Source organism: Micromonospora sp. CNZ299, from assembly GCF_002754415.1.
Map to the genome: position 1 here is coordinate 4,974,399 of NZ_PEFG01000001.1, position 24,313 is coordinate 4,998,711.

Consider the following 24,313-nt stretch of genomic DNA (forward strand, 5'->3'; position numbering starts at 1 on the left):
GACGCGGCCGGCGGCTCAACCGCCGGTTCCGGGCGACCGGGCGGCTCAGCGGCCGTTTCCGGGACGCCGCGCGGCCGGGATGCTGGCGCCGATGGAGACCGCCAGGGTCAGCACCACCACCGCGAGGGTCAACCAGACCGGCAGTTTGCCCACCGGCGTCTCGGCGAGGATGAGCTTCAGCCCCGCGAAGGCCAGCAGCAGCGCGAGCCCGTACCGCAGGTAGCCGAAGTGTCGCAGCAGACCGGCGAGGCAGAAGTAGAGGCTGCGCAGACCCAGGACGGCGAACGCGGTGGCCGTCCAGACCAGGAACGTGTTGGTGGTGATGGCGAGGATCGCCGCCACCGAGTCGATGGCGAACACCACGTCGGTGGCCTCGATGGCGACGAGGGCCACCAGCAGCAGCGTCGCCACCCGCCGGCCGGCGACCCGGGCGGTGAACCGGTCGCCGTGGTAGCGGGCGTCGGTGGGCACCAGGCGACGGAACAACCGGATTACGACGTTGCGGTCCGGGTCGACGTCCGGCTTTCCGCGTACGGCCAGCCGCCAACCGGTCCAGATCAGGAAGGCGCCCAGCACGAACCCGGCCCAGGCGAGCCGGTCCAGCAGCTCGGCGCCGGCGAAGATGAACAGCAGGCGGAAGACGAGCGCCCCCACGACGCCCCAGAACAGCACCTTGTGCTGGTAGCCGGGTGGCACCTGGAAGTAGCCGAAGAGCAGGGCGAAGACGAAGACGTTGTCCACCGAGAGCGCCTTCTCCAACAGGTAACCGGAGAAGTAGGCGATGGCCGGTTCGCCGCCGAGGCCCCACCACACGACCAACCCGAACAGCAGGCCCGCGCCGATCCAGACGGCGCTCCACAGGATTGCCTCGCGCAGCTCGATGACGTGGTTGTCCCGGTGCAGGAGCACGTCCACGGCGAGCATCACGGCGATCACCGCGCTGACCGCCGCCCAGGCCCACAGCGGGACCGTGACCGTCGCCTCAGCCACCGACGCCCTCCGCATCGACCACGGTGCACCGCCCGCACCCCGCCGGCCGGCCGCTCCCGAGCCTAGGCGAACGGCCGGCCCGACGTCGGCGGTCGGGCGAAGTCCGGGGCCTCTGGTCGTACCGTCGAGGGGTTCGTCGTGGCCGTCGGCCCTGCCACCGGCGGCGCGGCGCGGCGGGCGATCGAGCAGGTGGCGGGTCCGCCGCACATCGGTGAGGGGCGATCCGGCAGGATCGACGGTGACCGGACACATCACCCAACACGGCAGGAGATCCCCGCATGAACCAGGCAGCAGGCGCCCGATCGGGCAAGCCCGAGGTGGGTCCGATCGAGGGTGCACCGCCGGCCGACCTCGTGATCGAGGACATCACCGTGGGCGACGGCCCGCAGGCCGAGGCAGGCCAGCTGGTCAGCGTGCACTACGTCGGGGTGTCGCACTCCACCGGCGGCGAGTTCGACTCGTCGTGGAACCGGGGTGAGGCGTTCGAGTTCCCGCTCGGCGGCGGTCAGGTCATCGCAGGTTGGGACCGGGGCGTCGTGGGCATGCGTGTCGGCGGCCGCCGCCGCCTGACCATCCCGCCGCACCTCGGGTACGGCGACCGGGGCGCGGCCGGCGTCATCGCGCCGGGCGAGACGCTGATCTTCATCGTCGACCTGCTCGGCGTGCGCTGACCGATTGTCCGGGGGTCGCCGGCGCACGCCGGCGGCCCCCGCGCCGCGCCTCGGGTCAGGCGACCAGCTGCAGGTGCGCGGTCGCGGGAAGCGGACGGCGCGCCGCCTCGACCACCCGGGCCGGCTCCAGGATCGGCATCACGCGGTGCAGACCGGTTGCGCGCAGCACCCGCGCCACCACCGGGCTCGGGTCGACCAGGACCAGCTCGCCGCCGCGAGCCCGCACGCGCAGATGCGCGGCGAGCAGGGTGCGGATGCCGGCGGCGGAGAGCAGCCGCAGCTCGGACAGGTCCAACTGGAGCACCGGACGAGGCGGCGCGGACCACAGCGCGGAACGGAACGCGGCGACCGTGGCGATGTCGACCTCGCCGGCCACCCGCATGAGGACCATCCGGTCACCCACGCTGACCTGCACGTCGAGCCGGTCGCTGTGCTCTTCCATGCCCTGAAATCTAGCCCCCACCCCCGACAGTTTCGCCCCTCCGCGGAGTGATTCCGGGTACGCCCAGGGTCATACCCCGAGGTGCTGCCCCTCCCCCTCAGGGTGGAGCCCGGGGCCCGACCGTCGGCACGCCGCGCGAGCGGCACAACGGGGACGGCCGACACCGGCGGTGGAGAATAGGCGGATGCTGATCCCCCGGCCCCGGCCGCCCCGGCTGATCCGTCCCGTCCGCGAGCCGGCAACCGTCCCTCCGGCACTGACCGGGGCGTGGGCTCCCACCGACCGCCGGCTCGACCAGGCCGAGGTGCTGCCCCTCCCCGACGGCGCCGTCGGGCCGGAGGACGTGCTCATCGACCGCACCGGGCGGGTGATCAGCGGCGACGAGGAGGGTCGACTCTGGTGGTGGCCGGTCGACGCGCCGGCCGGCACCCGACCCCGGCTGCTGGCCGAGACCGGTGGCCGACCGCTCGGCATCGAGCTGGACCCGTCCGGTGAGGCCCTGGTGGTCTGCGACGCGTACCGGGGGTTGCTGCGGGTCACGCCCGACGGCACGGTACGCGAACTGACCGGGGCGACACCTCCGGTGCACCTGGCCAACAACGCGACGGTGGGCCGCGACGGCACCATCTACTTCACCGACAGCTCCGACCGGTTTCCGGTGTCGCACTGGAAACGGGACCTGCTGGAGCACCGCCCCAACGGCCGGGTGCTGGCCTACCACCCGGGCAGCGGTCGCACCGAAGTGGTGGCCGACGGGTTGTACTTCCCCAACGGGATCGCGCTGACCCCGGACGAGTCGGCCCTGATGCTGGTGGAGACCAGCACCCACCGTCTGCTGCGCGTGGAGTTGGGCGGCGGTGTCCGGGTCCTGGCCGACCTGCCCGCGTACCCGGACAATCTCGCCGCGGTGGGCGACGGGACGTACTGGATCGCGCTGCCCAGCCCACGGGTGCCGATCGCCGAACGGTTGCTGCCGCATCCGCGACTGCGCCAGATCGCCGCGCTGCTGCCCGACGCGATGCAGCCACAGCCGCGCCGCTACGGGCTGGTCGCGCTGGTCGACGGCGACGGCGGGGTCCGCCGGACGCTGCACGGCCCGAACGGGCACTACCGGATGATCACCGGGGTACGCCAGCACGGCGACCACCTGTGGCTGGGCAGCCTGATCGGGACCGGGGTGGCCCGCGTACCCCTGGGGTGATCGCTCCCACGCCCCTTGTCGGTGCGGCCCTTGCCTCGACGACGTCAAGGCGACGAGGGGGCCGGCCCGCCGCGGTGGCGGGCCGGCCCCGAAGGCTGGCGGCGGTGGCTCAGCGACCGCTGACCGAGGGTGCCGGGGCGGGCGACCCGCCGGCCACCGCTCCCGGGTGCGCCGGGGCGACCGGCGCGGGCTTGAGCCCGGGCGGCACCGGCAGGGCGCTGCCCCGGACGAACTCGTCCCAGCTCACGTTCCACGCGGTCCAGCCGTTGCCGGGCTGCAACTCCACCTCGGTGCCCTTGACGGTCACCAGGTCACCGACCTGGGTCACCCCCATCAACCAGTCGGCCGCGGCGGCGGAGACGTTGGCGCAGCCGTGCGAGACGTTGGTGTTGCCCTGGTCCCCCTCCGACCACGGGGCGGAGTGGAGGAACTCGCCACCCCAGGTGTAGCGCTGCGCGTCGTCGACGTCGACCACGTACCCGCCGTTGGGCTCACCCCGGGTGTCGAAGGTGGTCCGTTCGTGCTTCTCCATGATCACCATCTTGCCGCTGGAACTCGGGGTGCTCGGCTTACCCAGGCTGACCGGGATCCGGCGGACCTGCTTGCCGTCGCGCATCACCGTCATCTGCTTCGTGGCGTTGTCGATCTCCAGTGAGACCTGGCGTCCGATCTTGGAGGTCGCGGTTCGTTCGGAGTCGCCGACCCGGTCCTTCCCGATCGGCAGACCCTCCAGGCCGGCCCGGACGCTGATCGTGGTCCCCGGCTTCCAGAAATCGGGTGCCCGGTAATAGACCTGACTTCCGTCCTCGAGCCACGACCAGGTGCCCGGCTGCGGGGGATTGGTCTTCACGAACAACCGCCGCTGAACATCCGCTCTGGCCTCTTTCGGAATTCCCGGGTCGAACGCGACGGTTACCGGCATCGCCGTGCCGTACGTCCGATTGCCGACGAAATAGAGGGTGCTGGTGATCTGCGGTTTGCTGGATTTCGCCATCGTGGTGAACGTGGTGGTGCGAGTGGTGGTGGCACCGGAGTCGCCAGCGGCTGTCACCTCGGCGGTGTAGGTCCGTCGCGGTTGCAGCGGCGCGCTCGGCACCCAGCCCGAGCCATCCTCGCGCGGCTCGGCGTTGACCTGCTTGCCCTTGTCGTCGGTGAGGCGTACGCCAGTGACCCGGCCGCCCTTGACCACGGTGCCCACCTCGGCGCTGACCGGCACGTCGCGGGTCTTGTCCCCCGGTGTCACGGCGAGCTCGGGCGGGGCGGCGTGCCCCTTGGCCGAACCGGTCGCCGACTCCCGGTTGGCGGTGCACCCACCCAGGACGAGTGGTGCGGCTGCGATGGTTACCGCCAACATCGTCAATCGCCGCCTAGACGTCATGTTCAGTCCCCCCGTATTTGACTTCCCTCTGTCACATTCTCGCTTCTTCGACAGGGGCGTCCACGGCATTCGCAAATAATTGGAGGTGCATTTATCGACGCAATTTCCGCCAATGTTCCGCTTGGCGGATGAGGCGTTCAAGCGACCCGTGTCACGCTGTTTGCTCTGCTTGAGCGACCGCCACACCGGCTGTCCGGATGAGGGCGTCTGACCCGGCCCGGTCCCGCCTGGGCCCGCCTGGGCGGAAGCGGCGCGAACGAGGCATGCGAGGGTCGCACCGGGATGATCGACTCGGTTTCATGGAAGTCGGGGTATCGGGGCGTCACGGACACCGCGACTTCCATGAACGCGAGTGGATCACGGACCCGGGGGCGCGACCCAGCGCGACCCGCGCGACCCGGCGCGGCCGGCGCGACCCGGCGCGGAAGTAGGAGGTCGCGGCAGGCGGCGCACCTCGGGGGCGGACTTTTGTCAGTTGGAGCGAAACTTCTGCCGATCACGACGAAGCTTTGCCTTCGTCCGGAGGCAAGGGTAGGGTCACGATCCAGATAGAGGGTTGCCCATTCGTCGATCAGCTCGCCGCCGCCCTGCCGGGTCGCCGCGTTCCGCCCCCGAGGGGTCCGGGCCGCACCCGAGCACCGTCCCTCACCGTCCAGCCGGAGCCAGCCTCCGGCCGGTTCGGCGCGTCCGGGCGACGGCAGCCAGGTCGACTGCCGTAGACGGCATGCCAGCCGTCAGGAAGGGACCACCACCATGGATCAACAGATCAACCAACCGGAGCCGACAGCGGTGTCCGAGCCGGTCAGCCGCCGTGCGGTTCTGCGCGCCGCGACCGTTTCCGCCGCTGCCGTCGGCGCTGCCGGTATGTTCGCCGCTCCGGCCGCCGCCGCGCCCGCCGCACAGTCCCACGGACGGCGCCGGGTGCCGGTGGACCGGATCAGCATCCAGCTCTACACGCTGCGCGATCAACTCGCCGCCGACCTGCCCGGCACCCTGGACGCGCTGCGCCGGATCGGCTACCGGCGGGTGGAGCACGCCGGTTTCGTCGGACGCACCGCCGCGCAGTTCCGGGCGGCGCTCGACGAGGCCGGGCTGCGCGCCACCTCCGGGCACACCGGCATCCCGCAGCCGTTCGACGCCGCCACCTGGGAACAAGCCCTCGCCGACGCGAACGTCGTGGGGTGCAAGAAGATCGTCCACCCGTACTTCGGTCGGGACGCGAGCGGCCAGGCGATCCGGGACCCCAACGTCTACCGGGCCCTGGCGCGCGACCTGAACAAGGCCGGCCGGATGGCCGAACGTGCCGGGCTCGACTTCGGCTACCACAACCACCAACTGGAGTTCGTGCCGTTGACCGACGGCTCGACCGGGTTCGACATCCTCACCGGGCAGACCGATCCCCGACTGGTCCACTTCGAGCTCGACCTCTACTGGACCTGGCGGGGCGCGCACGACCCGGTCGACGTGATCCGGGCCAACCGCGGCCGGATCCGTCAGGTGCACGTCAAGGACCTCGACGTCGAGGGCGGTTTCGCCGACCTCGGCGACGGCCTCATCGACTTCGGTCGGATCTTCGCCCACGAGCGCGAGGCCGGCATCGAGGAGTACATCGTGGAGCGCGACGACGCAGGCACCCCGCCACGCTCCCCCGCCGACGCCCTGGACACCGCCCGGGTCGGCTTCGACTATCTCGCTTCACTCCGGTACTGAAAGCACCTCGGGGGACCACTTGATGAACAGGACCGCATTCGCGTCCGCCCTGCTGCTGGTGACGGCCGGCCTGGTCGTACCACCGTCAGCCGCGGCCGCCGCGCCGGCCGCACCGCCGGACAGCAGCTTCCAGAAAGTGACACTGAACGACTTCCCGGGCGAGCCGATGAGCCTCGCCGTCCTGCCCGACCTGCGGGTGCTGCACACCTCCCGCACCGGCGAGGTCCGCATCCACGACCCGCGCACCGGGCTGAACACCCTCGCCGCCGACATCCCCGTGTACGAGCACGACGAGGAGGGGCTGCAGGGGGTCGCCATCGACCCGAACTTCGCCCAGAACAAGTGGGTCTACCTCTACTACTCGCCGCCGATGAACACACCGGTTGACGACCCGGCGACGCCCGACGTCAACGAGGGGGACGCGCCGGAGGTCGGCACGGAAGCGGACTGGCAGCGGTTCAAGGGCGCACTGCGGCTGTCCCGGTTCAAGCTGGACGGAATGAAGCTGAACCTCACCAGCGAGCAGCAGATCATCGACGTGCCCACCGACCGGGGCATCTGCTGCCACGTCGGCGGCCAGATCGACTTCGACAGCCTGGGCAACCTGTACCTGTCGACCGGTGACGACACCAACCCGTTCGCCTCCGACGGCTACATCCCGATCGACGAGCGGGCCGACCGTAACCCGGCGTACGACGCCCAGCGCACCTCGGCCAACACCAACGACCTACGCGGCAAGCTGCTGCGTATCAAGGTGAAGGCCGGTGGTGGTTACACGGTGCCGGCCGGCAACCTGTTCAAGCCGGGCACGGCGAAGACCCGCCCGGAGATCTACGCGATGGGGCTTCGCAACGCGTTCCGGTTCGCCGTCGACCGGCGTACCAACGACGTGTACCTGGGCGACTACTCCCCCGACGCCTCCAACCCGAACCCGGAGCGCGGGCCGGCCGGGCACGGCCGCTGGATGCGGATCGACAAGCCGGCGAACTACGGCTGGCCGTACTGCGTCACGCCGACGATCGCCTACCGCGACTACGACTTCGCCACCGGTCAGTCCGGCGCCAAGTTCAACTGCAAGCGCCCGGTCAACGACTCACCCCACAACACGGGCAAGCGGATCCTGCCGCCGGTGGAGCAGCCGGAGGTCTGGTATCCCTCCGCCGCCTCCGGGGAGTTCCCGCAGTTGGGTTCCGGCGGCATCGGCCCGATGGGCGGCCCGGCGTACGACTACGACGGGACCAGCACGTCGCGTACCCGCTGGCCGGCCTACTACGACGGGGTGCCGCTGTTCTACGAGTGGACCCGCGACTACATCAAGGAGTTCCGCCTCGACGAGGACGGTGACGTCACCGACATCCGGCCGGTGGTGCCATCGCTGGTCGTGGACAACCCGATGGACATGGAGTTCGGCCCGGACGGCGCGCTCTACGTGCTGGAGTACGGCGACGGCTACTTCGCCGAGAACCCGGACGCCCAGCTGTCCCGGATCGACTTCGTCCGGGGCAACCGGACGCCGATCCCGAAGATCAGTGGCACCCCGACGGTGGGGCAGGCCCCGCTGACCGTCGCGTTCTCCAGCGCCGGCACCACCGACCCGGACGGTGACAGGCTCAGCTACGCGTGGGACTTCAACGCGGACGGCTCGGTGGACAGCACCGACCCCAACCCGACGTGGACGTTCCAGGAGAACGGCTCGTACACCCCGACGGTGAAGGTGACCGACCGCACCGGACGCTCCGCCTCGGCGACCCTGCCGCTGGTGGTCGGGCCGACCGCGCCGATCATCGAGTTCGTCACCCCGGTGGCCGGGCAGCCGTTCCAGTTCGGACAGACCGTCGCGTACGAGGTGAAGGTCACCGATGACCTGCCGGTGGACTGCTCCCGGGTGAAGGTCACCTACGTGCTCGGGCACGACGAGCACGGGCACCCGCTCTCCACGGCGACCGGGTGCTCCGGGACGATTCCCACCTTCGTGGACGGTGGGCACAGTGGTGCGGACAACCTGACCGCGGTGTTCGTCGCCGAGTACACCGACGCGCCGACTGAGCCGGGTGTGCCGCCGCAGTCGGCCTCGGCCACTGTCGTGCTGGACCCGGACCCGGTGGCGGGTCTGGCCGGCTGATCACCTCACGATGACAGCGGCGGCGACCGGAGTGATCCGGTCGCCGCCGCTCCTCGTTCCACCACCGACCGCCGGTCGAGGGCCGTTGCCCGGCTGACCGCCGCCGCCGGGTGGTCGCTCAGGTCCAGTCGCTGTCGACGTGGTTGTCCCGCCAGCGTCCGCCCACCGGCGGGGTGTCGAGCTGCATCCCCTCGTCGGCGTTGCCGGCGAGGTCATTGTCCTCGACCCGGCTGCCCACGCAACTGCCCCGATCGGTGATCCACAGCCCGTGCGTCTGGGTCTGGTGGTCGTGGTTGTCCCAGATCCGGTTGCCGCGGATGGTGGCCGAGTCGAACGGCGCGTCGATGGTGATGCCGGCCCGCCGCTTCGGCGCGGCAGCCAGTTCGTATCCACATCCCGGCGGCGGGATGTCCCCGCTCCACGCGCTGAACGCGTCCGGGCGGACCGGAGCGAGGGTGAGTTCGTCGCCGGTGTTGCCGGCGACCATGGCGACGGACCGTCCGACCCGCAGCATCTTGCCCCGGTGCCCGTCGTGCGGCCAGTTGGCCGACCGGTCCACCACGGACCGCTCGCCGTAGCGCACGGCATCACCCGTCCCGCCGGTGCCTTCGGCGTACTGTCGCCCGTTGTTGCGGATCCGGTTGTTGAGCACCACCGCGTCGGTCATCTGGTGGTCGACCCGGACCGCGTCCAACCCGTTGCCCCAGATCTCGTTGCTCTCGATCACCACGTCCCGGATCGCGCCCTGGTAGCCGCGCCTGAGGTTGCGCGTGTGATAGCCGTGCTGGCCGTTGCCGCTGATCCGGTTGCCCCGGACGGTGTACGGGCCGGGGGTGTTGCCGATGCTGACCCCGTCGCGCAGGTTGCCGTCGATGACGCAGTCGGTGAGCAGCCCGCCCCGGCCGGCCACCGACGAGGTGCCCTGCGACGATACGTCGAAGCCGGTCTCCAGGTTGCCGGTCATCGTGCAGGCCGAGACGATCAGACCGTCGGCGCCCCAGTCGGAGATGCCGAACCGGTTGCCCTGACTGTGGCAGCCGATGATGCGGTAGCCGCGTGGCGGCTCCCAGTAGTCCTTCTGCAGCTCCAGGAAGATCCCGTTGGTGCCGTTGGCCAGGGCGGTGCAGTTGGCGATGGTCAGCCGCTCCACCGGGCCCCACCCGCCGATGCCGATCCCGATGCCGGCGCCGCCGATCTGCTCGCCGTTGTCGAGGCGACCACAGCCGACCACCACCACGCCGTCGATCAGGGAGTCCTGGAGGAAGTCGCAGCCCAACCCGGTGGCGGCGGTGTGGTGGATGTAGAGGTTGCGGAACACGCCCCGCACCATGTACTGGATACCGAGGCCCTTGGCCAGGTAGTTGTACTCGGCCATCGCGACCCCGGAGCCGTCGATCTGGAAGTCGGAGAAGGTGCAGTCGGCGATGTGCCGGTCCCGGTCGGCGCCGTGCTGCACTGTGGTCCAGAAGGCCAGCGGCGTCGGATCGGCCCGGTTGCCCTCGTTGCTGAGCATGAACCGGGTCGCCGCCGGGCCGGCCCCGATCAAGGAGACACCGCTGCGCCACACCGTCCCCGCGTCCCGGATCGAGTAGATGCCCGGCGGGCAGTAGATGACGCGGGCCCGCCCGTCCGAGGCGTAACCGGCGCCGAGACGTTCCACGAGGGCGGCCAGCGCAGGCTGGTCATTGGTCGCGCCGTCACCGGTCAGCCCGTATTCCAGCGCGTCGCAGTAGAGGGGCGCGCCCGCCGAGGCGGGTCGTCGTACCCGGACCGAGTTCAGTAGCAGCTCGTTCGCCACGGCCACAGGTGGCTCCCTTCGACGCGTACGGTGCGTTCCGGCGGGGCCGACTTCCCGGTGAAACGGCCGGGAAACCCCCGGCCCGACGACGCACGCCGGGCAACCCCGGACATGGGCCGGCCCCGGCGCCGCACGGGCGGCGCCGGGGCCGGGAGGTGTACGCCGTCAGACGGCGGCGATCAGCAACGCCGGGCGCTCCACGCAGTCGGCGACGTGGCGCAGGAAGCCACCGGCCACCCCGCCGTCGCAGACCCGGTGGTCGAAGGTGAGGCTGAGCTGGGTCACCTTGCGCACGGCGAGTTGCCCGTCGACCACCCATGGCTTGTCCACGATCCGCCCGACGCCGAGCAGTGCGGCCTCGGGGTGGTTGATGATCGGCGTGGAGCCGTCGACGCCGAACACCCCGTAGTTGTTCAGCGTGAACGTGCCTCCGGTCAGCCGGGCCGGCGGCAGGCTGCCGGCTCGCGCGGCGGCGGTGGTCGCCGCCAGTTCGGCGGCCAACTCGGCGGTGGTGAGCCGCTGGGCGTCGCGCAGCACCGGCACCAGCAGACCCCGGTCGGTCTGCGCGGCGATGCCGAGATGCACGCCTGCGGACTGGACGATCCGCTGCGCCTCGGTGTCGACCCGGGCGTTGAGCTGCGGGAACCGGCGTAGTCCGCTGAGGCAGATCCGGGCCAGCAGGGCCAGGATGCTCACCGGCGCGTCGGGAGTCGCCGCGTTGATCGCCGCGCGGGTCTCCAGCAACCCGGTGGCGTCCACGTCCACCCAGATGGTCACCTCGGGGATCTCCCGCCGGCTGCGGGAGAGCTTGTCGGCGATGACCTTGCGTACGCCGGTGAGCGGGATGATGACGTCGCCGTCCCCGGCCGGGGCCAGCGCGACGTGCGGGTCGGGCACGGCGGCGAGCCGGGCTGCGGGCACGGCCAGCGCCGCCTCCACGTCGGCGCGGCGGATCACCCCGCCCGGTCCGGTGCCCCGCACAGTGGCGAGGTCGAGGCCCTGCTCGCGGGCCAGCCGCCGCACGATCGGTGAGATGACCAGGGCAGTCGCCGCGGCTGCGGCGGGATGACCGCCCGCGGTCGGACCGGTGTCGCCAGCCACGTCGGACCCGCGAGCGGGACCGGCAGTGACCGGTTCGGGAGCCAGCGACAGGCGGGGTCGACGCCGACGCCGGGTGGCACCGCCGTGCCCGGTGCCGTAGCCGATCAGCACGTTGCCGGAGCCGGCCCGCTCCTCCTCGCGGTAGGTGGCGTGCCCGGCCGGCTCGTCGCCGCCGTCCAGGGGCGCGATGGTGATCAGCGGCTGGCCGACCGGGCGTACCTCACCGGCCGCGCCGTGCAGGGTGACGACCCGGCCGGCGTACGGGCAGGGCACGTCCACGACCGCCTTGGCGGTCTCCACCTCGACCACGCTCTGGTCGACGGTGACGATGTCGCCCACGGCGACCCGCCACTCGACGATCTCGGCCTCGCTCAGCCCCTCGCCCAGGTCGGGCAGGAGGAAGACCTGCGTGCGCTCGACGGTGGTCATGCCGCGCTGCCCTGCGCCGCCCAGCGCGGGTCCGGCTGGTCGTCCCACTGCAACCGGGCCACCGCGTCGAGCACCCGGTCCACGCCGGGCAGGTGGGTGTGCTCCAGCATCGGCGCCGGGTACGGGATGTCCAGCCCGGCGACCCGCAGCACCGGGGCGTGCAGCGCGTGGAAGCACCGCTCCTGCACCCGGGCCGCGATCTCCGCGCCGACACCCGCGAAGCCCTGCGCCTCCTGGATCACCACGCACCGGCCGGTCCGTCGGACCGAGGCGGCGATGGTCTCGTCGTCGAACGGCACGATGGTGCGGACGTCGACGACCTCCAGGTCCCAGCCCTCCTCGCGGGCAGCCTCGGCGGCCTCCAGCGCGACCGGCACCGCCGGCCCGTACGCCACCAGGGTCGCGTCGCGTCCCGGCCGGCGCACGACGGCCCGCCCGAACGGCTCGGTCCGGGTCGGCAGGGCCGCCTCAGCGCTGCCGAAGTAGAGCTTCTTGGGCTCCATGAAGACCACCGGGTCGGGGTCGTCGATCGCCTCGCGCAGCAGCGAGTATGCGTCCTCGACGGTGGCCGGGGTGACCACCTTCAGCCCGGGGGTGTGCGCGTAGTACGCCTCGGACGAGTCGCAGTGGTGCTCGACCCCGCCGATGCCGCCGGCGTACGGCACCCGGATGACGATGGGCACGCTGAGCTTGCCCCGGGTGCGGTTGCGCAGCTTCGCCACGTGCGAGGCGATCTGCTCGAACGCCGGGTACGCGAACGCGTCGAACTGCATCTCGACGACCGGCCGCAGCCCGGACATGGCCAGGCCCACCGCGAAACCGACGATGCCGGCCTCGGCGAGCGGGGTGTCGAAGCACCGTTTCTCGCCGAAGCGGGCCTGGAGGCCGTCGGTGATCCGGAAGACGCCACCGAGTTGACCGACGTCCTCACCGAAGACGACGACCCGGTCGTCGGCGGCGAGGGCGTCGGCGAGCGCCGTGTTGAGCGCCTTCGCCATGGTGGTGGCCATCAGGCGTCACCCTCCTCGTCGCGAGCGGCGGCCAGCTCGGCGCGGAGCTGCTCGCGCTGTTCGATCAGCTGCGGGGTGGGTTCGGCGTAGACGTGGTCGAAGAGGCTCATCGGGTCCACGGTGGGCTGCTCGTTCATCCGGGTCCGCAGGTCCGCCGCGTACGCCTCGGCCTGTTCGGCGACCTCGGCAACCACCGCGTCGTCGAGCACACCGCGGGCGCGCAGGTAGGTCTCCAGGCGGGCGACCGGGTCCCGGTCACGCCAGGCGTCGACCTCGGCGCCGTCGCGGTAGCGGCTGGCGTCGTCGGCGTTGGTGTGCGCCTCCATCCGGTAGGTGTGCGCCTCGACGAGGAACGGCCCGTTGCCGGCGCGGGCGTGCGCGACCGCGCGGGTGAGCACAGCGAGCACGGCGACCGGGTCGTTGCCGTCGACCTGCTCGCTGGGTACGCCGTAGCCGACGCCCTTGTAGGCCAGCGACGGCGCGGCGGTCTGCCGGGACAGCGGGACGCTGATCGCGTACCGGTTGTTCTGCACGAAGAAGACCACCGGCGCCTTGAACACGGCCGCGAAGTTGATCCCCTCGTGGAAGTCACCCTCGCTGGTCGCGCCGTCACCGATGAACGCCAGCGCCACCGTGTCGCGCCCCTGGTACGCCTCGCCGTGCGCGAGGCCGGCGGCGTGCACGCACTGGGTGGCGAGTGGGGTGCACTGCGGTGCGGTGTGCACCTCGGTCGGGTCGTAGCCGCAGTGCCAGTCGCCGCGCAGCAGGGTGAGCACCTCGACCGGGTCGATGCCCCGGGCAACCAGCGCCATCGACTCGCGGTAGGTGGGGAAGACCCAGTCGGTGTCGCGGACCGCGAGAACCGCGCCGACCTGGCACGCCTCCTGGCCCCGCGAGGACGGGTAGACGGCCAACCGGCCCTGCTTGGTCAGGGCGGTCGCCTGGGTGTCGAAGCGGCGGCCGAGCACCATCCGGCGGTACAGCTCGCGCAGCACCTCGACGGGCGGCTCCGGATAGTCGGTGCGGGCCGGCAGCGGCGTGCCGGTCGGGTCGAGCAGGCGGACGGGTTCGGTGTTCGGCAGCAGCGGGCGCGCCGGGTCGGGCGGGGTGGCCGCCCGACGGGTGCGCGGGGATGCCCTGCGGACCGCCTGGGGAGTGGTCGTCACGGCGGAACCTCCTGGGACGTGTGGTGAGCCTATGCTTCCGCCTGTTGGATGATTGACTCAAGATCCACGCAGAAGGCGGGACGGTTGGCATGGGGAGGGACCGACAGTGAGCCAGGAGACCGCAGACGGCGCGGGCCCGGCGGCGGGATCGGGACGATCGGCCCGAGCCCTGGACGACGTGGACCGGCGGATCCTCGACGAGCTGGTCCGGGACGGTCGGACGTCGGTGCGCACCCTCGCCGAGCGGATCCACATCTCCCGCACCAACGCGTACGCGCGGGTGGAGCGGCTGCTGCGCGACGGGGTGATCACCGGCTTCCGGGCCCAGGTGGCACCCGAGGCTGCCGGGCTGGGCACCTCGGCGTACGTCGCGTTGACGATCGAGCAGAACACCTGGCGGGAGGTGTCGGCCGAGCTGGCCCGGGTCCGCTACATCGAGCACGCCGCGCTGCTCGGTGGCGACCACGACGTGCTCGCGCTGGTCCGCGCGCCGGACAACGCCGCACTGCGGGATGTGGTGCTGGGCCGGGTGCAGAGCATCCCGGGGGTGTTGTCCACCCGCACCTGGTTGGTGTTCGAGGAGTTCGACGGGGCCGGCAGCCCTTGGGCCTGAGCGCTCAGCGCTCCGGTGGGGCCTCCAGCCCGTCCCGGTCGGCCAGCTCCAGCAACGGCTCCAGCGAGTGCCGGTCGCCGTCCAGGCCGGCGTGCGGGTCGCCACGCTCGGCGAAGCGGGCCGGCATGCTGAGCACGTCGAAGTCCTCCGGGCGGGCGTCGTCCAGCTCCGCCCACTCCAGCGGCGCCGACACCAGGGCCTGCGGTGTCGGCCGGATCGAGTACGCCGACGTCACCGTGTGGTCGCGGGCCATCTGGTTGTAGTCGATGAAGACCGGCCGGTCGCGTTGGTCGCGCCACCAGGTGGTGGTGACCAGCTCCGGCAACCGGCGTTGCATCTCCCGACCCAGGGCGAGCACCGCCCGGCGACACTCACCGAAGCTCCACCGCGGCTCGATCGACAGGTAGACGTGCAGGCCCCGCCCACCGGTGGTCTTCGGGTAGCCGGTCATCCCCAGCTCGGCGAGGAACGCGTTGACCTCGCGGGCCACCGGCACCACCTGCTCGAAGCCGACGCCGGGCATCGGGTCGAGGTCGATGCGCAGCTGGTCGGGGCGTTCCACGTCCGAGGCGCTGACCGGCCACGGGTGGAAGCGCAACGTGCCCAGGTTGGCCGCCCAGATCACCACGGCCAGCTCGCTCGGGGCGATCTCGTCGGCGGTACGGCCACTGGGGAAGGTGATGTGCGCGGTGCGTACCCACTCGGGCGCGCCCGCCGGCAGTCGTTTCTGGTAGAACGCGTCGCCCCGGTTGGTCTGCCGGGTGGCGATCGTCGCGCCCTCGAAGACGCCACGCGGCCAGCGCTCCAGCATCGTCGGCCGGTCCCGCAGGGCACGCAGGATGCCGTCACCGACCGCCAGGAAGTAGTGGACCACGTCCAGCTTGGTCAGGCCCCGCTCCGGGAAGTAGGGCTTGTCGGGGCTGGAGACGCGGACCAGCCGCGCCCCCACCTGGATCTCCTCGGCCGCCGTCGCCACGCCACCGAGGGTACGACCTGCCCACACTCCGGACGCCCACCGAGCGGACATCGGCATGGCGGATCACCGGACACGGTTACCGTCGGTGGCGCCCGGGTAGGGGTGCCGCATGGCGGAACTGGCAACCCTCTGGATCGTCCGACACGGCGAGAGCACCGCGAACGTCGCGGCGACGCACGCCGAGGCGTCGGGCGCGGAGCTGATCGACCTGACCCACCGCGACGCCGACGTGCCGCTCTCCGCGACCGGCGAGGACCAGGCCCGGGCGACCGGCCGTTGGCTGGCCGAGCTGCCGGACGCGAAGCGCCCGGACGTGGCGGTGGTGTCGCCGTACCTGCGCGCCGTGCAGACCTCCCGACTGGCGCTGGCCGGCACCGACATTCCCGTCCACCGCGACGAGCGGCTGCGCGACCGGGAGCTGGGCATCCTCGACGGGCTGACCGGGCACGGGGTGCGGCGGCGGCACCCGGACGAGGCCGACCGTCGGGAGCGGTTGGGCAAGTTCTACTACCGGCCGCCGGGCGGCGAGTCCTGGACGGACGTGGCGTTGCGGCTGCGGACGCTGCTGGGCGACCTGCGCCGTGACCACGAGGGTAGCCGGGTGCTGCTCTTCGGCCACGACGCGCTGGTCTTCCTGCTTCGCTATCTGGTGGAGGGGTTGACCGAGGATGAGCTGATGGCGCTCACCCGCCAGGAGGTGATCGCCAACTGTTCGATCACCGAGTGGTCGGCCGACGAGGGCCGACTGGCGCTCACCGCCTTCAACCGTGTCGAGCACCTGCGGCAGCAGGGCGCCCGGCCAACCAGGGAGGACGAGATCCATGCCGAGCCGGTCTGAGGTGAAGGTGATCACGCCGGGGCTGCTGCGGGACTGGGCACTGCCGGTGCCGGCCGGGGGCAAGGAGAGCCGCGGCACCGTGCTGGTCGTCGGCGGCTCCCGTTTCACCCCCGGAGCGGTGCTCCTCGCCGGGGTGGCCGCGTTGCGCGCCGGGGCCGGGGTGCTCCAGCTCGCCGCCGCCGAGTCCACCGCCGCCACGCTGAGCATCGAGGTGCCCGAGGCGCTGGTGGTCGGCTTGCCCGAGACCGCCGACGGCGCGGTCGCCGCCGACCGGGACGGCCAGCTCGGCGAGCTGGTCGCGCAGGCCGACGTCGTGGCCCTCGGCCCCGGGCTGAAGGCGATCGACGAGACCAACCGCCTGCTGAGCCTGGTCCTGGACGCGGCCCGGCCGCAGACGTCACTGGTGCTCGACGCGTACGCGCTCGGTGCCCTCAGCCACGCACCGGACCTGCTGGTCGGCTCGGGCCGGCCCGTGGTGCTCACGCCCAACGTCACCGAGGCCGGGCACCTGCTCGGGCGGGACCCGGGTGACGACCTGGACGCCGAGGCGGCCGAGCTGGCCGTCCGCTACGAGGCGGTCGTCTCGTTGTACGGGCACGTGGCCGCCCCCGACGGGCGGGGCTGGCGGGAGGAGAGCGGCGACGCCGGGCTGGGCACCTCCGGCAGCGGGGACGTGCTCGCCGGGTTGCTGGCGGGGCTGCTGTCCCGGGGAGCCGACCCGGCTCAGGCCGCCTGCTGGGGCTCGTTCGCGCACGCGGTGAGCGGTCAGCGGCTGATCCCCCGGTACGGCCGGATCGGCTTTCTGGCTCGGGAGTTGCTCGACGAGATCCCCCGCACCCTGGCGATGGTCTGAGGCGGTTTCACCTGTTTTCCGCGTTCGGCGTGGGGGTACCGGAACCCCACCAGCCGAGACTTTTCAGGGAGGTCATACCGGTGTCGACCGATGCCATCGTCCTGCTCAAAGAGGACCACAAGGAGATGCGCCGCCTGTTCAAGGCCTTCCAGGATGCCGAGGAGGGGCCTGCGAGCAAGCGGCAGAAGCTGGTCGGGCAGATCATCGAGGCCCTGACCGTGCACACCTACCTCGAGAACGAGGTGATGTACCCGGAGGTCCGCCGGCTGCTGCCCGACCTGGAGGACGACATCCTCGAGTCGTACGAGGAGCACCACGTGGCCGACGTGCTCTGCGCCGAGCTGGCCGCCATGGACGCGGACCACGAGCACTTCAACGCCAAGACGACGGTGCTGATCGAGAACGTGACGCACCACGTCGAGGAGGAGGAAGAAGAGTGGTTCCCCAAGGTCCGCGAGGCCCTGGGTCGTAAGCAGTTGCAGGAGATCGGCGAGAAGATGATCGCGCTGCGGGCGGACGCCCCTCGTACGCCCAGTGACCCGAAGGCGATCAAGAAGGCGATCGACGCGGTGACCGCCTGAAGCGCCTGCTCACACCGAAGGGCCCGGCACGATGCCGGGCCCTTCGTCGTGCACCGGGTCAGTCGCCCGAACCCGGCTCGGCCATCCGGCGGTGCTGCTCGGACTTGAGCTTGTCCGGGATGATCTTGCCGGCAGCGGTCTGCACCTTGTTCATCAGCGAACCCGCGGTGACCGTCTGATCGCCCTTCATCAGCGCCTCGAAGCCCTGCGCGGCGACCTTCGCCGGGTCGTCCTTGGAGCCCGAGCCGACCCGGGTGTCCTCCATGTCGGCCCGATCGAAGAACTGGGTGTCGGTCGGCCCGGGCATCAGCGAGGTCACCGTGACACCGGTGTCCTTCAACTCGTTGCGCAGCGCCTCGGCGAAGGACTGCACGAACGACTTCGAGGCGTTGTACACCGCCTGGAAGGGCCCCGGCATGGTCGAGGCGATCGACGAGGTGAAGAGCACCCGGCCGGCGCCCCGCTCGACCATGCCGGGCAGCAACCGCTTCGCCAGGTGCACCGTCGAGCGGACGTTGAGGTCGACGATCTCCAACTCGTCGCGCAGGTCGGTACCGCCGACGAAGGCGCCGCCAGCGCCCCGGCCGGCGTTGAGCGCCAGGGCGTCCACCGGGCGGCCGGTGGCGGCGATCGTGGACGCCAACTCCTCCACGCCCTGCTCACGGGCCAGGTCGACACGGACGGGCTGGACCTCCGGGCCTCCGTCGCGGCGCAGCTTCTCGGCCGCCGACGAGATGCCGTCGTCTTCGGCGACCACGATGAGGTCGAAACCGTGCTCGGCGAACTGCACCGCCAGTTCGTACCCGATTCCGCTGGACGCCCCGGTCACCACGGCGAGCGGCCGGTCGGTGGACGGTGTGGTCATGATGGGTGACTCCTCTCGTGCGGGTGGCGGTCGTACCGGCAGGGGTGACCGCTCCCTACCGTGTGCCCCGACGTCGGCCGCCCAACCCTTCCGACGCGCGGCGTGCGGAGGTCGCCCGGGACGGCCCCGGCCGGCCCGGTAGGATCGGACCGGGCCGTTACTGGCGCGTGGGGATGGACAACCATCGGGGAGCGGCCCCGTCATGAGGACGTTTGCCGAGCGCCTGGGCCTTCCCGCACGTCTGTTGGAGGTCGCATGTCGCGCAACGCCGAGTCCACCGCATTCCGTAGTGCCCTTGAGGTGATCCGGGCTGTCGAGCCGCGGGTGGCCGACGCCATCGGCGCCGAACTGACCGACCAGCGGGAGTCGCTCAAGCTCATCGCCAGCGAGAACTACGCCTCCCCGGCGACCCTGCTGGCCATGGGCAACTGGTTCAGCGACAAGTACGCCGAGGGCACCGTCGGCCGCCGCTTCTACGCCGGCTGCCAGAACGTCGACACGGTCGAGGCGCTCGCCGCCGAGCACGCCCGGGAGCTGTTCGGCGCCGCGCACGCGTACGTGCAGCCGCACTCGGGCATCGACGCCAACCTGGTGGCTTTCTGGGCCGTGCTGGCCGACCGGGTGGAGTCCCCCGCCCTGAAGAAGGCGCAGGTCCGCCACGTCAACGACCTCACCGAGGCCGACTGGTTCACGCTTCGCCGTGAGCTGGGCAACCAGCGGATGCTCGGCATGTCGCTGGACGCGGGCGGCCACCTCACCCACGGGTTCCGGCCGAACATCTCCGGCAAGATGTTCGACCAGCGCAGCTACGGCACCGACCCGGCGACCGGTCTGATCGACTACGACCGGGTGGCCGAGGCGGCCCGCGAGTTCAAGCCGCTGATCCTGGTCGGCGGCTACTCGGCGTACCCGCGGAAGGTGAACTTCCGGATCCTGCGGGAGATCGCCGACTCGGTCGGCGCGACCTTCATGGTCGACATGGCGCACTTCGCCGGTCTGGTCGCCGGCAAGGTCTTCACCGGCGACTTCGACCCGGTGCCGCACGCCCACATCGTCACGACCACCACCCACAAGTCGCTGCGCGGCCCGCGCGGCGGCATGGTGCTCTGCCAGCCGGAGCTGGCCGACCAGGTGGACCGGGGCTGCCCGATGGTGCTCGGCGGCCCGCTGCCGCACGTGATGGCAGCCAAGGCGGTCGCCCTCGCGGAGGCCCGCCGGCCCGACTTCGCCGACTACGCCCAGCGGATCGTGGACAACGCGCAGGCGCTCGCCGAGGGGCTGCTGCGGCGGGGCGCGAAGCTGGTCACCGGCGGCACCGACAACCACCTGGTGCTGATCGACGTGTCCGGCTACGGGCTCACCGGCCGGCAGGCCGAGCAGGCTCTCCTGGACTCGGGCATCGTCACCAACCGCAACTCGGTCCCGCAGGACCCGAACGGCGCCTGGTACACGTCCGGCATCCGGGTCGGCACGCCCGCCCTGACCACCCGGGGGCTCGGCACCGCCGAGATGGACCAGACCGCGGAGCTGATGCACACCGTGCTGACGCAGACCACCGCTGGCGCCAACGCCGACGGCACCCCGTCGAAGGCGAAGTACACCCTCGACCCCGCTCTGGCCGACAAGGTCGCCCGCCAGGCCACCGACCTGCTGGCCCCGCACCCCCTCTACCCGGCGATCGACCTGACCTGACCGGCCCCAGCCCCGGCCGCGTCGATCATGGAGTTGTGGTGCCCGGAACGGGCGGATGCACGGCGTTCGTCCACCACCACAACTCCATGATCGACGACGCGGGTGGGGTTCGGGGGCGTCGCAGGGGGGTTAGTTCATGGGGCGCTTCAGGTGGTAGCGGTGGACCTCGGTGCTTCCCTGGACGTTGTTCACGTCCTCGGCGGCGGAGATTAGCTCCCATCCCTCCCGGCCGGCGCGGTTGAGGTGCGCGATGGCGGTGTCACCGAAGGCCGTGATGTCCTTACGGGACCCGTCCGGCGCGTACCAGACGAACGAGACATGGAAATTGCGGCCCTGTCCCTGATAGCGGCGGACGAGCAGGGCGTACTCCCAGGCAACCATGCGGCTTATTATGACCGTCCACCCAGGACGATGGCACGCGGGTCGTCGCGCATTGCCATCCGATGAACGCGCTGTGTCAACCCGCCCGACGGGCCACCTCGTCGGTGATCAGGGTGGCCAGGCGGTCCAGCCCGACGTCGATCTGTTGTGGCGTCACCGCGCTGACCGACAGCCGCAGCGCGCACACCGGCGCGGTGTCGTCGTAGAAGTGCGCCATCGGCGTCCACAGCACCCCGTAGTCGCGGGCCGAGCGGTCCAGCAGCGCGTCGTCGACCGGAAACGGCACTGTCACCACCACGAAGAACCCGCCGGCCGGCACCGTCCAGCGCACCGCCGCCGGGCCGCCCGCCCGGCCCGGGAACCGCCGGCGCAGCCCGGTCACCAGGTGGCGCAGATTCCGGGTGTACGCGGAACGCTCCCGGGTGTTCGCCGCCACCAGGCTGCACCCGTTCTCCAGCAGCCGGCCGCCGATCACCGCCTGCGCGATCGGTGACGTGTTCACCGTGACCATGCTCTTGATCATGGCGAGCTGGTCCGCGAGCGGGCCGACCCGGCCATCCGCCCCGGCCACCCGCTGGTCGGCGACCACGTAACCGACCCGCGCCCCGGGCAGCACTGTCTTCGCGAACGAGCCGAGGTAGACGACCCGACGCCCGGTGTCCAGCGCCTTGAGGGTGGGCGGGCGGGGCCCGTCGGCGGAGTGGAACAGCCCGTACGGGTTGTCCTCCAGCAGCAGCAGGTCCTCCTCGGCAGCCAGCGCGAGCAACCGCCGCCGGTCCTCCGTCGAGATGCTGACCCCGGACGGGTTGGCGAAGTCCGGCATCACGTAACAGGCACGCGGCCGAAGCCCCGCCGCCCGGGCCCGCCGCACCTGGGCCGACAGGTCGGCCACGTCCACCCCGGACGGTCCACCGGCCACCGGCCACACCGGCAGGTCGACCAACCGGGCCGCCCCGGTCAGCCCGACGTAGGTCGGGGCGACCGCGAGCAGCACATCCTCCGGTCCGGCGCGCAACGCCCGCAGCACCAGGAACATCGCCTCCTGGCAGCCGACGGTCACCACGACGGCCTCCGGGTCGACGGTGATCCCCTCGTCGACCGCGAGGTTGCGGGCGATCAGGTGGTGCACGATGCCCTTGGTCCGGCCGTACTGCAGCAGCAGCCGCCGGGCCTGCTCGGACGAGTGACCGAGGTCGTCGGTAAGGTGCCGGTGGAACGTGTCCAGGTGCCGGTGCACCGCCGCGAGGTCGAAGAACTCCTCGTACGGCCGGCCGGCGGCGAGGGACACCGCCGCCGGGTAGCGCTCGGACACCTCGTTGAGGAAGTTCATCGAGGTCAGCGCTGGATCGCCCAGCGCGGGGTGCAGGTCGGCGACGGCCAGGTCGACCGGCTCGGTGGCAGTCACCGCTCAGCCCGCATCGAGCGTCCGCAGCGCGGCGGCCGCCGCGGGGTCGGCGCAGCCGGCCAGGGTGAGCGCGTCGGTCAGCTCGGCGGCGAGCAGCGTCAGCGCGTCCCGCGCGCCGCGTTCGCCACCGGCGGCCAGCGCCCAGAGCAACGGCCGGCCGACCAGCACCCCGGCGGCGCCCAACGCGAGCGCCCGCAGCACGTCGGTGCCGCTGCGGATGCCGCTGTCCAGCAGCACCTGACAGTCGCCGCCGACCGCGTCGACGACCTCCGGCAACATGGTGACACTGGCCGGCGCCCCGTCGAGTTGCCGGCCGCCATGGTTCGACACGACCATCGCGTCCGCGCCCACCCGGACCGCCTCGACCGCGTCGCGGGGGTCCAGCACTCCCTTGACCACCAGCGGCAGGTCGACCTGCTCGCGTAGCCAGGCCAGGTCCGCCCAGCGCAATGCCGGCGCGAACGAGGAGGCGGTGTGCGCGGCGAGCGCGGACACCCCGGGGGCACCGGTGTGCGCCAGGGCGTCGCGCCCGTCGGGCAGGTTCGCGGCCACCACGTCGTCCGGCAGCCGGAAGGCGTTGCGCAGATCCCGGGGACGCCGGCCGAGCACCGGGACGTCCACGGTGACCACCAGTGCCCGGCAACCGGCCGCGACGACCCGGGCCAGCAGGTCACGGACGAGGGTCCGGTCGCGCAGCCAGTAGAGCTGGAACCACACGTCCGCGCCGACAGCGGTGACCTGTTCGAGAGGTGTGCTGCCCAGCGTGCTCGCCAGGTACGGGATCCCGGCCGCGCCGGCCGCCGAGGCGAGGCCCAGCTCCCCGTCCGGGTGCACCAGGCGCTGGTACGCCATCGGCGCCACCCCGACCGGCATGGCATACGGGCGACCGAGCAGCCGGGCGCCGAGGTCGACGGTGTCCACCCCGCGCAGCATCCGGGGCAGGACGGCGACCCGGTCCAACGCGCGACGGTTGGCCGACACTGTCACCTCGGACGCGCTACCGCAGTCGACGTAGTCCCACACGTCCTCCGGCAGCACCGTGCGGGCCCGCTCGGCGTAGTCGGTGAGCGACACGGCCGGCAGGTCGGTCAGCACCGGCTCAACCACCGCACACCGCCGTGCCCGTCGGGTCGTCCGCCGGCTCGTCGCGCCCTGGCGGCAGACCGAATCGTTCCCGCAGGAACGCCGCCGCGTCGGCCTGCGCCCGCCGGCCGTCGGTGAAGACGCCCGGCATGGCGAAGAAGCCGTGGATCATCCCCGGGTAGTGCCGCACCCGGGTGGGCACGCCGGCGGCCGCGAGTCGCTCGGCGTACCGCTGCCCCTGCGCGCACAGCGGGTCCAGCTCGGCGGTGACCACCAGCGCCGGGGGCAGGCCGGTCAGGTCGTCGGCGAGCAGCGGCGACGCGAGGGGGTCCCGGGCGTGCGCCTCGTCGGCCAGGTAGTGCGTCCGGTACCAGGCCACCGATCGGCTGTTGAACAGCGTCGGGTCGTCGTCGGCCGGGTCGGGCGGCTCGCCGCTCTGGTCGGTGTTCGGATAGACCAGCAGCTGCGCGGCGAGCGTGGGCCCGTGCGCGCGGCTGAGCAGGGTGACCGCGGCGGCCAGGTTCCCGCCGGCGCTGTCCCCGCCCACCGCCAGCCGGTCCGGGTCGACGCCCAGCCGGTCGGCGTGGCCGGCGACCCAGCTGGCGGCCGCGTGACAGTCGTGCACCGCCGCCGGGAAGGGATGTTCCGGGGCGAGCCGGTAGCCGACGGTGATCACCTGACAGGGCACGGCGTTGGCCAGTCGCCGGCAGATGCCGTCGGCGGTGTCGATGCTCCCGAGCGTCCACCCGCCGCCGAAGAAGTACAGCAGGGTGGGCAGCGGGCCCGACCCGGCCGGTCGGTAAACCCGCAGTGGCAGCTCGCCGGCCGGGCCGAGCATCCGCTCGTCGCGTACCTCTGCCACCGGCTCGACCGCGCCGGAGCCGGCGCGGATCGCGGCCAGGTCCGCGGCGCGCGCCTCGGTCAGCGTCTGCGTGTACAGCGGCGGGGTGCCGGTCGCGGCGCGGGCCGCCCGGTACGCCGCCACCTCCGGGTGCGGGGCCATGTCGC

At 72.0% G+C, this 24,313-nt stretch carries 21 protein-coding genes, 1 pseudogene and 1 riboswitch; of the genes and pseudogenes, 9 read left to right on the forward strand and 13 right to left on the reverse strand.

From position 1 onward, the window contains the following. Positions 1–45: 45 nt before the first annotated feature. On the reverse strand, positions 46–1,005 hold the full coding sequence (locus CLT68_RS22690; protein ID WP_099853831.1) for a TerC family protein: 960 nt from the start codon (positions 1,003–1,005) through the stop codon (positions 46–48). 263 nt (positions 1,006–1,268) lie between these two features. Here CLT68_RS22690 and CLT68_RS22695 point away from each other — a divergent pair, with 263 nt between their 5' ends. After that, positions 1,269–1,661 (forward strand): FKBP-type peptidyl-prolyl cis-trans isomerase, encoded by a 393-nt coding sequence (locus CLT68_RS22695; RefSeq protein ID WP_088948315.1) that lies wholly within the window; start codon positions 1,269–1,271, stop codon positions 1,659–1,661. 55 nt (positions 1,662–1,716) lie between these two features. On the opposite strand, the gene CLT68_RS22700 is transcribed toward CLT68_RS22695, so the two are convergent. Next, positions 1,717–2,103: an STAS domain-containing protein gene (locus CLT68_RS22700; protein WP_099853833.1), complete on the reverse strand. Its 387-nt coding sequence runs from the start codon at positions 2,101–2,103 to the stop codon at positions 1,717–1,719. A gap of 184 nt (positions 2,104–2,287) precedes the next feature. Between CLT68_RS22700 and CLT68_RS22705 the strand changes: the two genes are divergently transcribed. Further along, positions 2,288–3,304 carry an SMP-30/gluconolactonase/LRE family protein gene (locus tag CLT68_RS22705; protein ID WP_099853835.1) on the forward strand — a complete coding sequence of 339 codons (1,017 nt, stop codon included), beginning with the start codon at positions 2,288–2,290 and terminating at the stop codon, positions 3,302–3,304. 109 nt (positions 3,305–3,413) lie between these two features. On the opposite strand, the gene CLT68_RS22710 is transcribed toward CLT68_RS22705, so the two are convergent. Continuing rightward, entirely contained in the window at positions 3,414–4,682 is a 1,269-nt protein-coding gene (locus tag CLT68_RS22710) for an Ig-like domain-containing protein (protein WP_099853837.1), read from the reverse strand. Positions 4,683–5,435: 753 nt separating this feature from the next. On the opposite strand from CLT68_RS22710, the gene CLT68_RS22715 reads away from it, so the two are divergent. Together CLT68_RS22715 and CLT68_RS22720 are read left to right on the forward strand one after the other, a co-directional pair. Then, positions 5,436–6,392, forward strand: a complete 957-nt coding sequence (locus CLT68_RS22715; RefSeq protein WP_088948319.1) for a sugar phosphate isomerase/epimerase family protein — start codon at positions 5,436–5,438, stop codon at positions 6,390–6,392. Positions 6,393–6,414: 22 nt separating this feature from the next. Next, complete coding sequence (locus CLT68_RS22720; protein ID WP_099853839.1) at positions 6,415–8,514, forward strand: PQQ-dependent sugar dehydrogenase; 2,100 nt, start codon at positions 6,415–6,417, stop codon at positions 8,512–8,514. A gap of 118 nt (positions 8,515–8,632) precedes the next feature. Here CLT68_RS22720 and CLT68_RS22725 read toward each other — a convergent pair whose 3' ends face one another. From CLT68_RS22725 to pdhA, 4 genes are all read right to left on the reverse strand, one after another. Continuing rightward, positions 8,633–10,312, reverse strand: coding sequence for a right-handed parallel beta-helix repeat-containing protein (locus tag CLT68_RS22725; protein WP_099857494.1), 1,680 nt, complete (start codon positions 10,310–10,312; stop codon positions 8,633–8,635). Between the two features lie 165 nt (positions 10,313–10,477). Further along, complete coding sequence (locus tag CLT68_RS22730) at positions 10,478–11,842, reverse strand: dihydrolipoamide acetyltransferase family protein (RefSeq protein WP_099857495.1); 1,365 nt, start codon at positions 11,840–11,842, stop codon at positions 10,478–10,480. Further along, positions 11,839–12,855: an alpha-ketoacid dehydrogenase subunit beta gene (locus CLT68_RS22735; protein ID WP_199177261.1), complete on the reverse strand. Its 1,017-nt coding sequence runs from the start codon at positions 12,853–12,855 to the stop codon at positions 11,839–11,841. Before CLT68_RS22735 ends, CLT68_RS22730 begins: the two co-directional genes overlap by 4 nt. After that, the gene (gene pdhA, locus CLT68_RS22740; RefSeq protein WP_099853843.1) at positions 12,852–14,018 is read right to left on the reverse strand and encodes a pyruvate dehydrogenase (acetyl-transferring) E1 component subunit alpha; all 1,167 of its coding nucleotides are present in this window, start codon (positions 14,016–14,018) and stop codon (positions 12,852–12,854) included. Before pdhA ends, CLT68_RS22735 begins: the two co-directional genes overlap by 4 nt. A 106-nt stretch (positions 14,019–14,124) precedes the next feature. Between pdhA and CLT68_RS22745 the strand changes: the two genes are divergently transcribed. Continuing rightward, entirely contained in the window at positions 14,125–14,631 is a 507-nt protein-coding gene (locus CLT68_RS22745; protein ID WP_099853845.1) for an Lrp/AsnC family transcriptional regulator, read from the forward strand. Positions 14,632–14,638: 7 nt separating this feature from the next. On the opposite strand, the pseudogene CLT68_RS22750 reads toward CLT68_RS22745, so the two are convergent. Beyond that, positions 14,639–15,658: pseudogene (locus CLT68_RS22750) on the reverse strand (DNA polymerase domain-containing protein); the annotation flags it as partial. A gap of 58 nt (positions 15,659–15,716) precedes the next feature. Between CLT68_RS22750 and CLT68_RS22755 the strand changes: the two are divergent. The 3 genes from CLT68_RS22755 (at position 15,717) to CLT68_RS22765 (ending at position 17,879) form a co-directional block, all read left to right on the forward strand. Beyond that, entirely contained in the window at positions 15,717–16,445 is a 729-nt protein-coding gene (locus CLT68_RS22755; RefSeq protein WP_099853847.1) for a histidine phosphatase family protein, read from the forward strand. Beyond that, complete coding sequence (locus tag CLT68_RS22760) at positions 16,429–17,298, forward strand: NAD(P)H-hydrate dehydratase (RefSeq protein WP_088948327.1); 870 nt, start codon at positions 16,429–16,431, stop codon at positions 17,296–17,298. Before CLT68_RS22755 ends, CLT68_RS22760 begins: the two co-directional genes overlap by 17 nt. An 80-nt stretch (positions 17,299–17,378) precedes the next feature. After that, entirely contained in the window at positions 17,379–17,879 is a 501-nt protein-coding gene (locus CLT68_RS22765; RefSeq protein ID WP_099853849.1) for a hemerythrin domain-containing protein, read from the forward strand. A gap of 58 nt (positions 17,880–17,937) precedes the next feature. Here the strand turns inward: CLT68_RS22765 and CLT68_RS22770 are convergent, their stop codons facing one another. Further along, a complete protein-coding gene (locus CLT68_RS22770) occupies positions 17,938–18,744 on the reverse strand; it encodes an SDR family NAD(P)-dependent oxidoreductase (protein ID WP_099853851.1) in 807 nt (268 codons plus the stop codon). Between the two features lie 146 nt (positions 18,745–18,890). After that, positions 18,891–18,980: riboswitch (ZMP/ZTP riboswitch) on the forward strand. A gap of 19 nt (positions 18,981–18,999) precedes the next feature. Here CLT68_RS22770 and CLT68_RS22775 point away from each other — a divergent pair. After that, complete coding sequence (locus CLT68_RS22775; protein WP_099853853.1) at positions 19,000–20,436, forward strand: glycine hydroxymethyltransferase; 1,437 nt, start codon at positions 19,000–19,002, stop codon at positions 20,434–20,436. A gap of 129 nt (positions 20,437–20,565) precedes the next feature. Here the strand turns inward: CLT68_RS22775 and CLT68_RS22780 are convergent, their stop codons facing one another. From CLT68_RS22780 to CLT68_RS22795, 4 genes are all read right to left on the reverse strand, one after another. Next, the gene (locus CLT68_RS22780; protein ID WP_099853855.1) at positions 20,566–20,826 is read right to left on the reverse strand and encodes a hypothetical protein; all 261 of its coding nucleotides are present in this window, start codon (positions 20,824–20,826) and stop codon (positions 20,566–20,568) included. Positions 20,827–20,893: 67 nt separating this feature from the next. Next, entirely contained in the window at positions 20,894–22,222 is a 1,329-nt protein-coding gene (locus tag CLT68_RS22785; protein ID WP_099853857.1) for an aminotransferase-like domain-containing protein, read from the reverse strand. A gap of 3 nt (positions 22,223–22,225) precedes the next feature. Then, positions 22,226–23,329, reverse strand: coding sequence for an alpha-hydroxy acid oxidase (locus CLT68_RS22790; protein ID WP_099853859.1), 1,104 nt, complete (start codon positions 23,327–23,329; stop codon positions 22,226–22,228). After that, positions 23,322–24,308: an alpha/beta hydrolase gene (locus CLT68_RS22795; RefSeq protein WP_099853861.1), complete on the reverse strand. Its 987-nt coding sequence runs from the start codon at positions 24,306–24,308 to the stop codon at positions 23,322–23,324. The genes CLT68_RS22790 and CLT68_RS22795 overlap by 8 nt, the downstream gene beginning before the upstream one ends. Positions 24,309–24,313 lie beyond the last annotated feature (5 nt).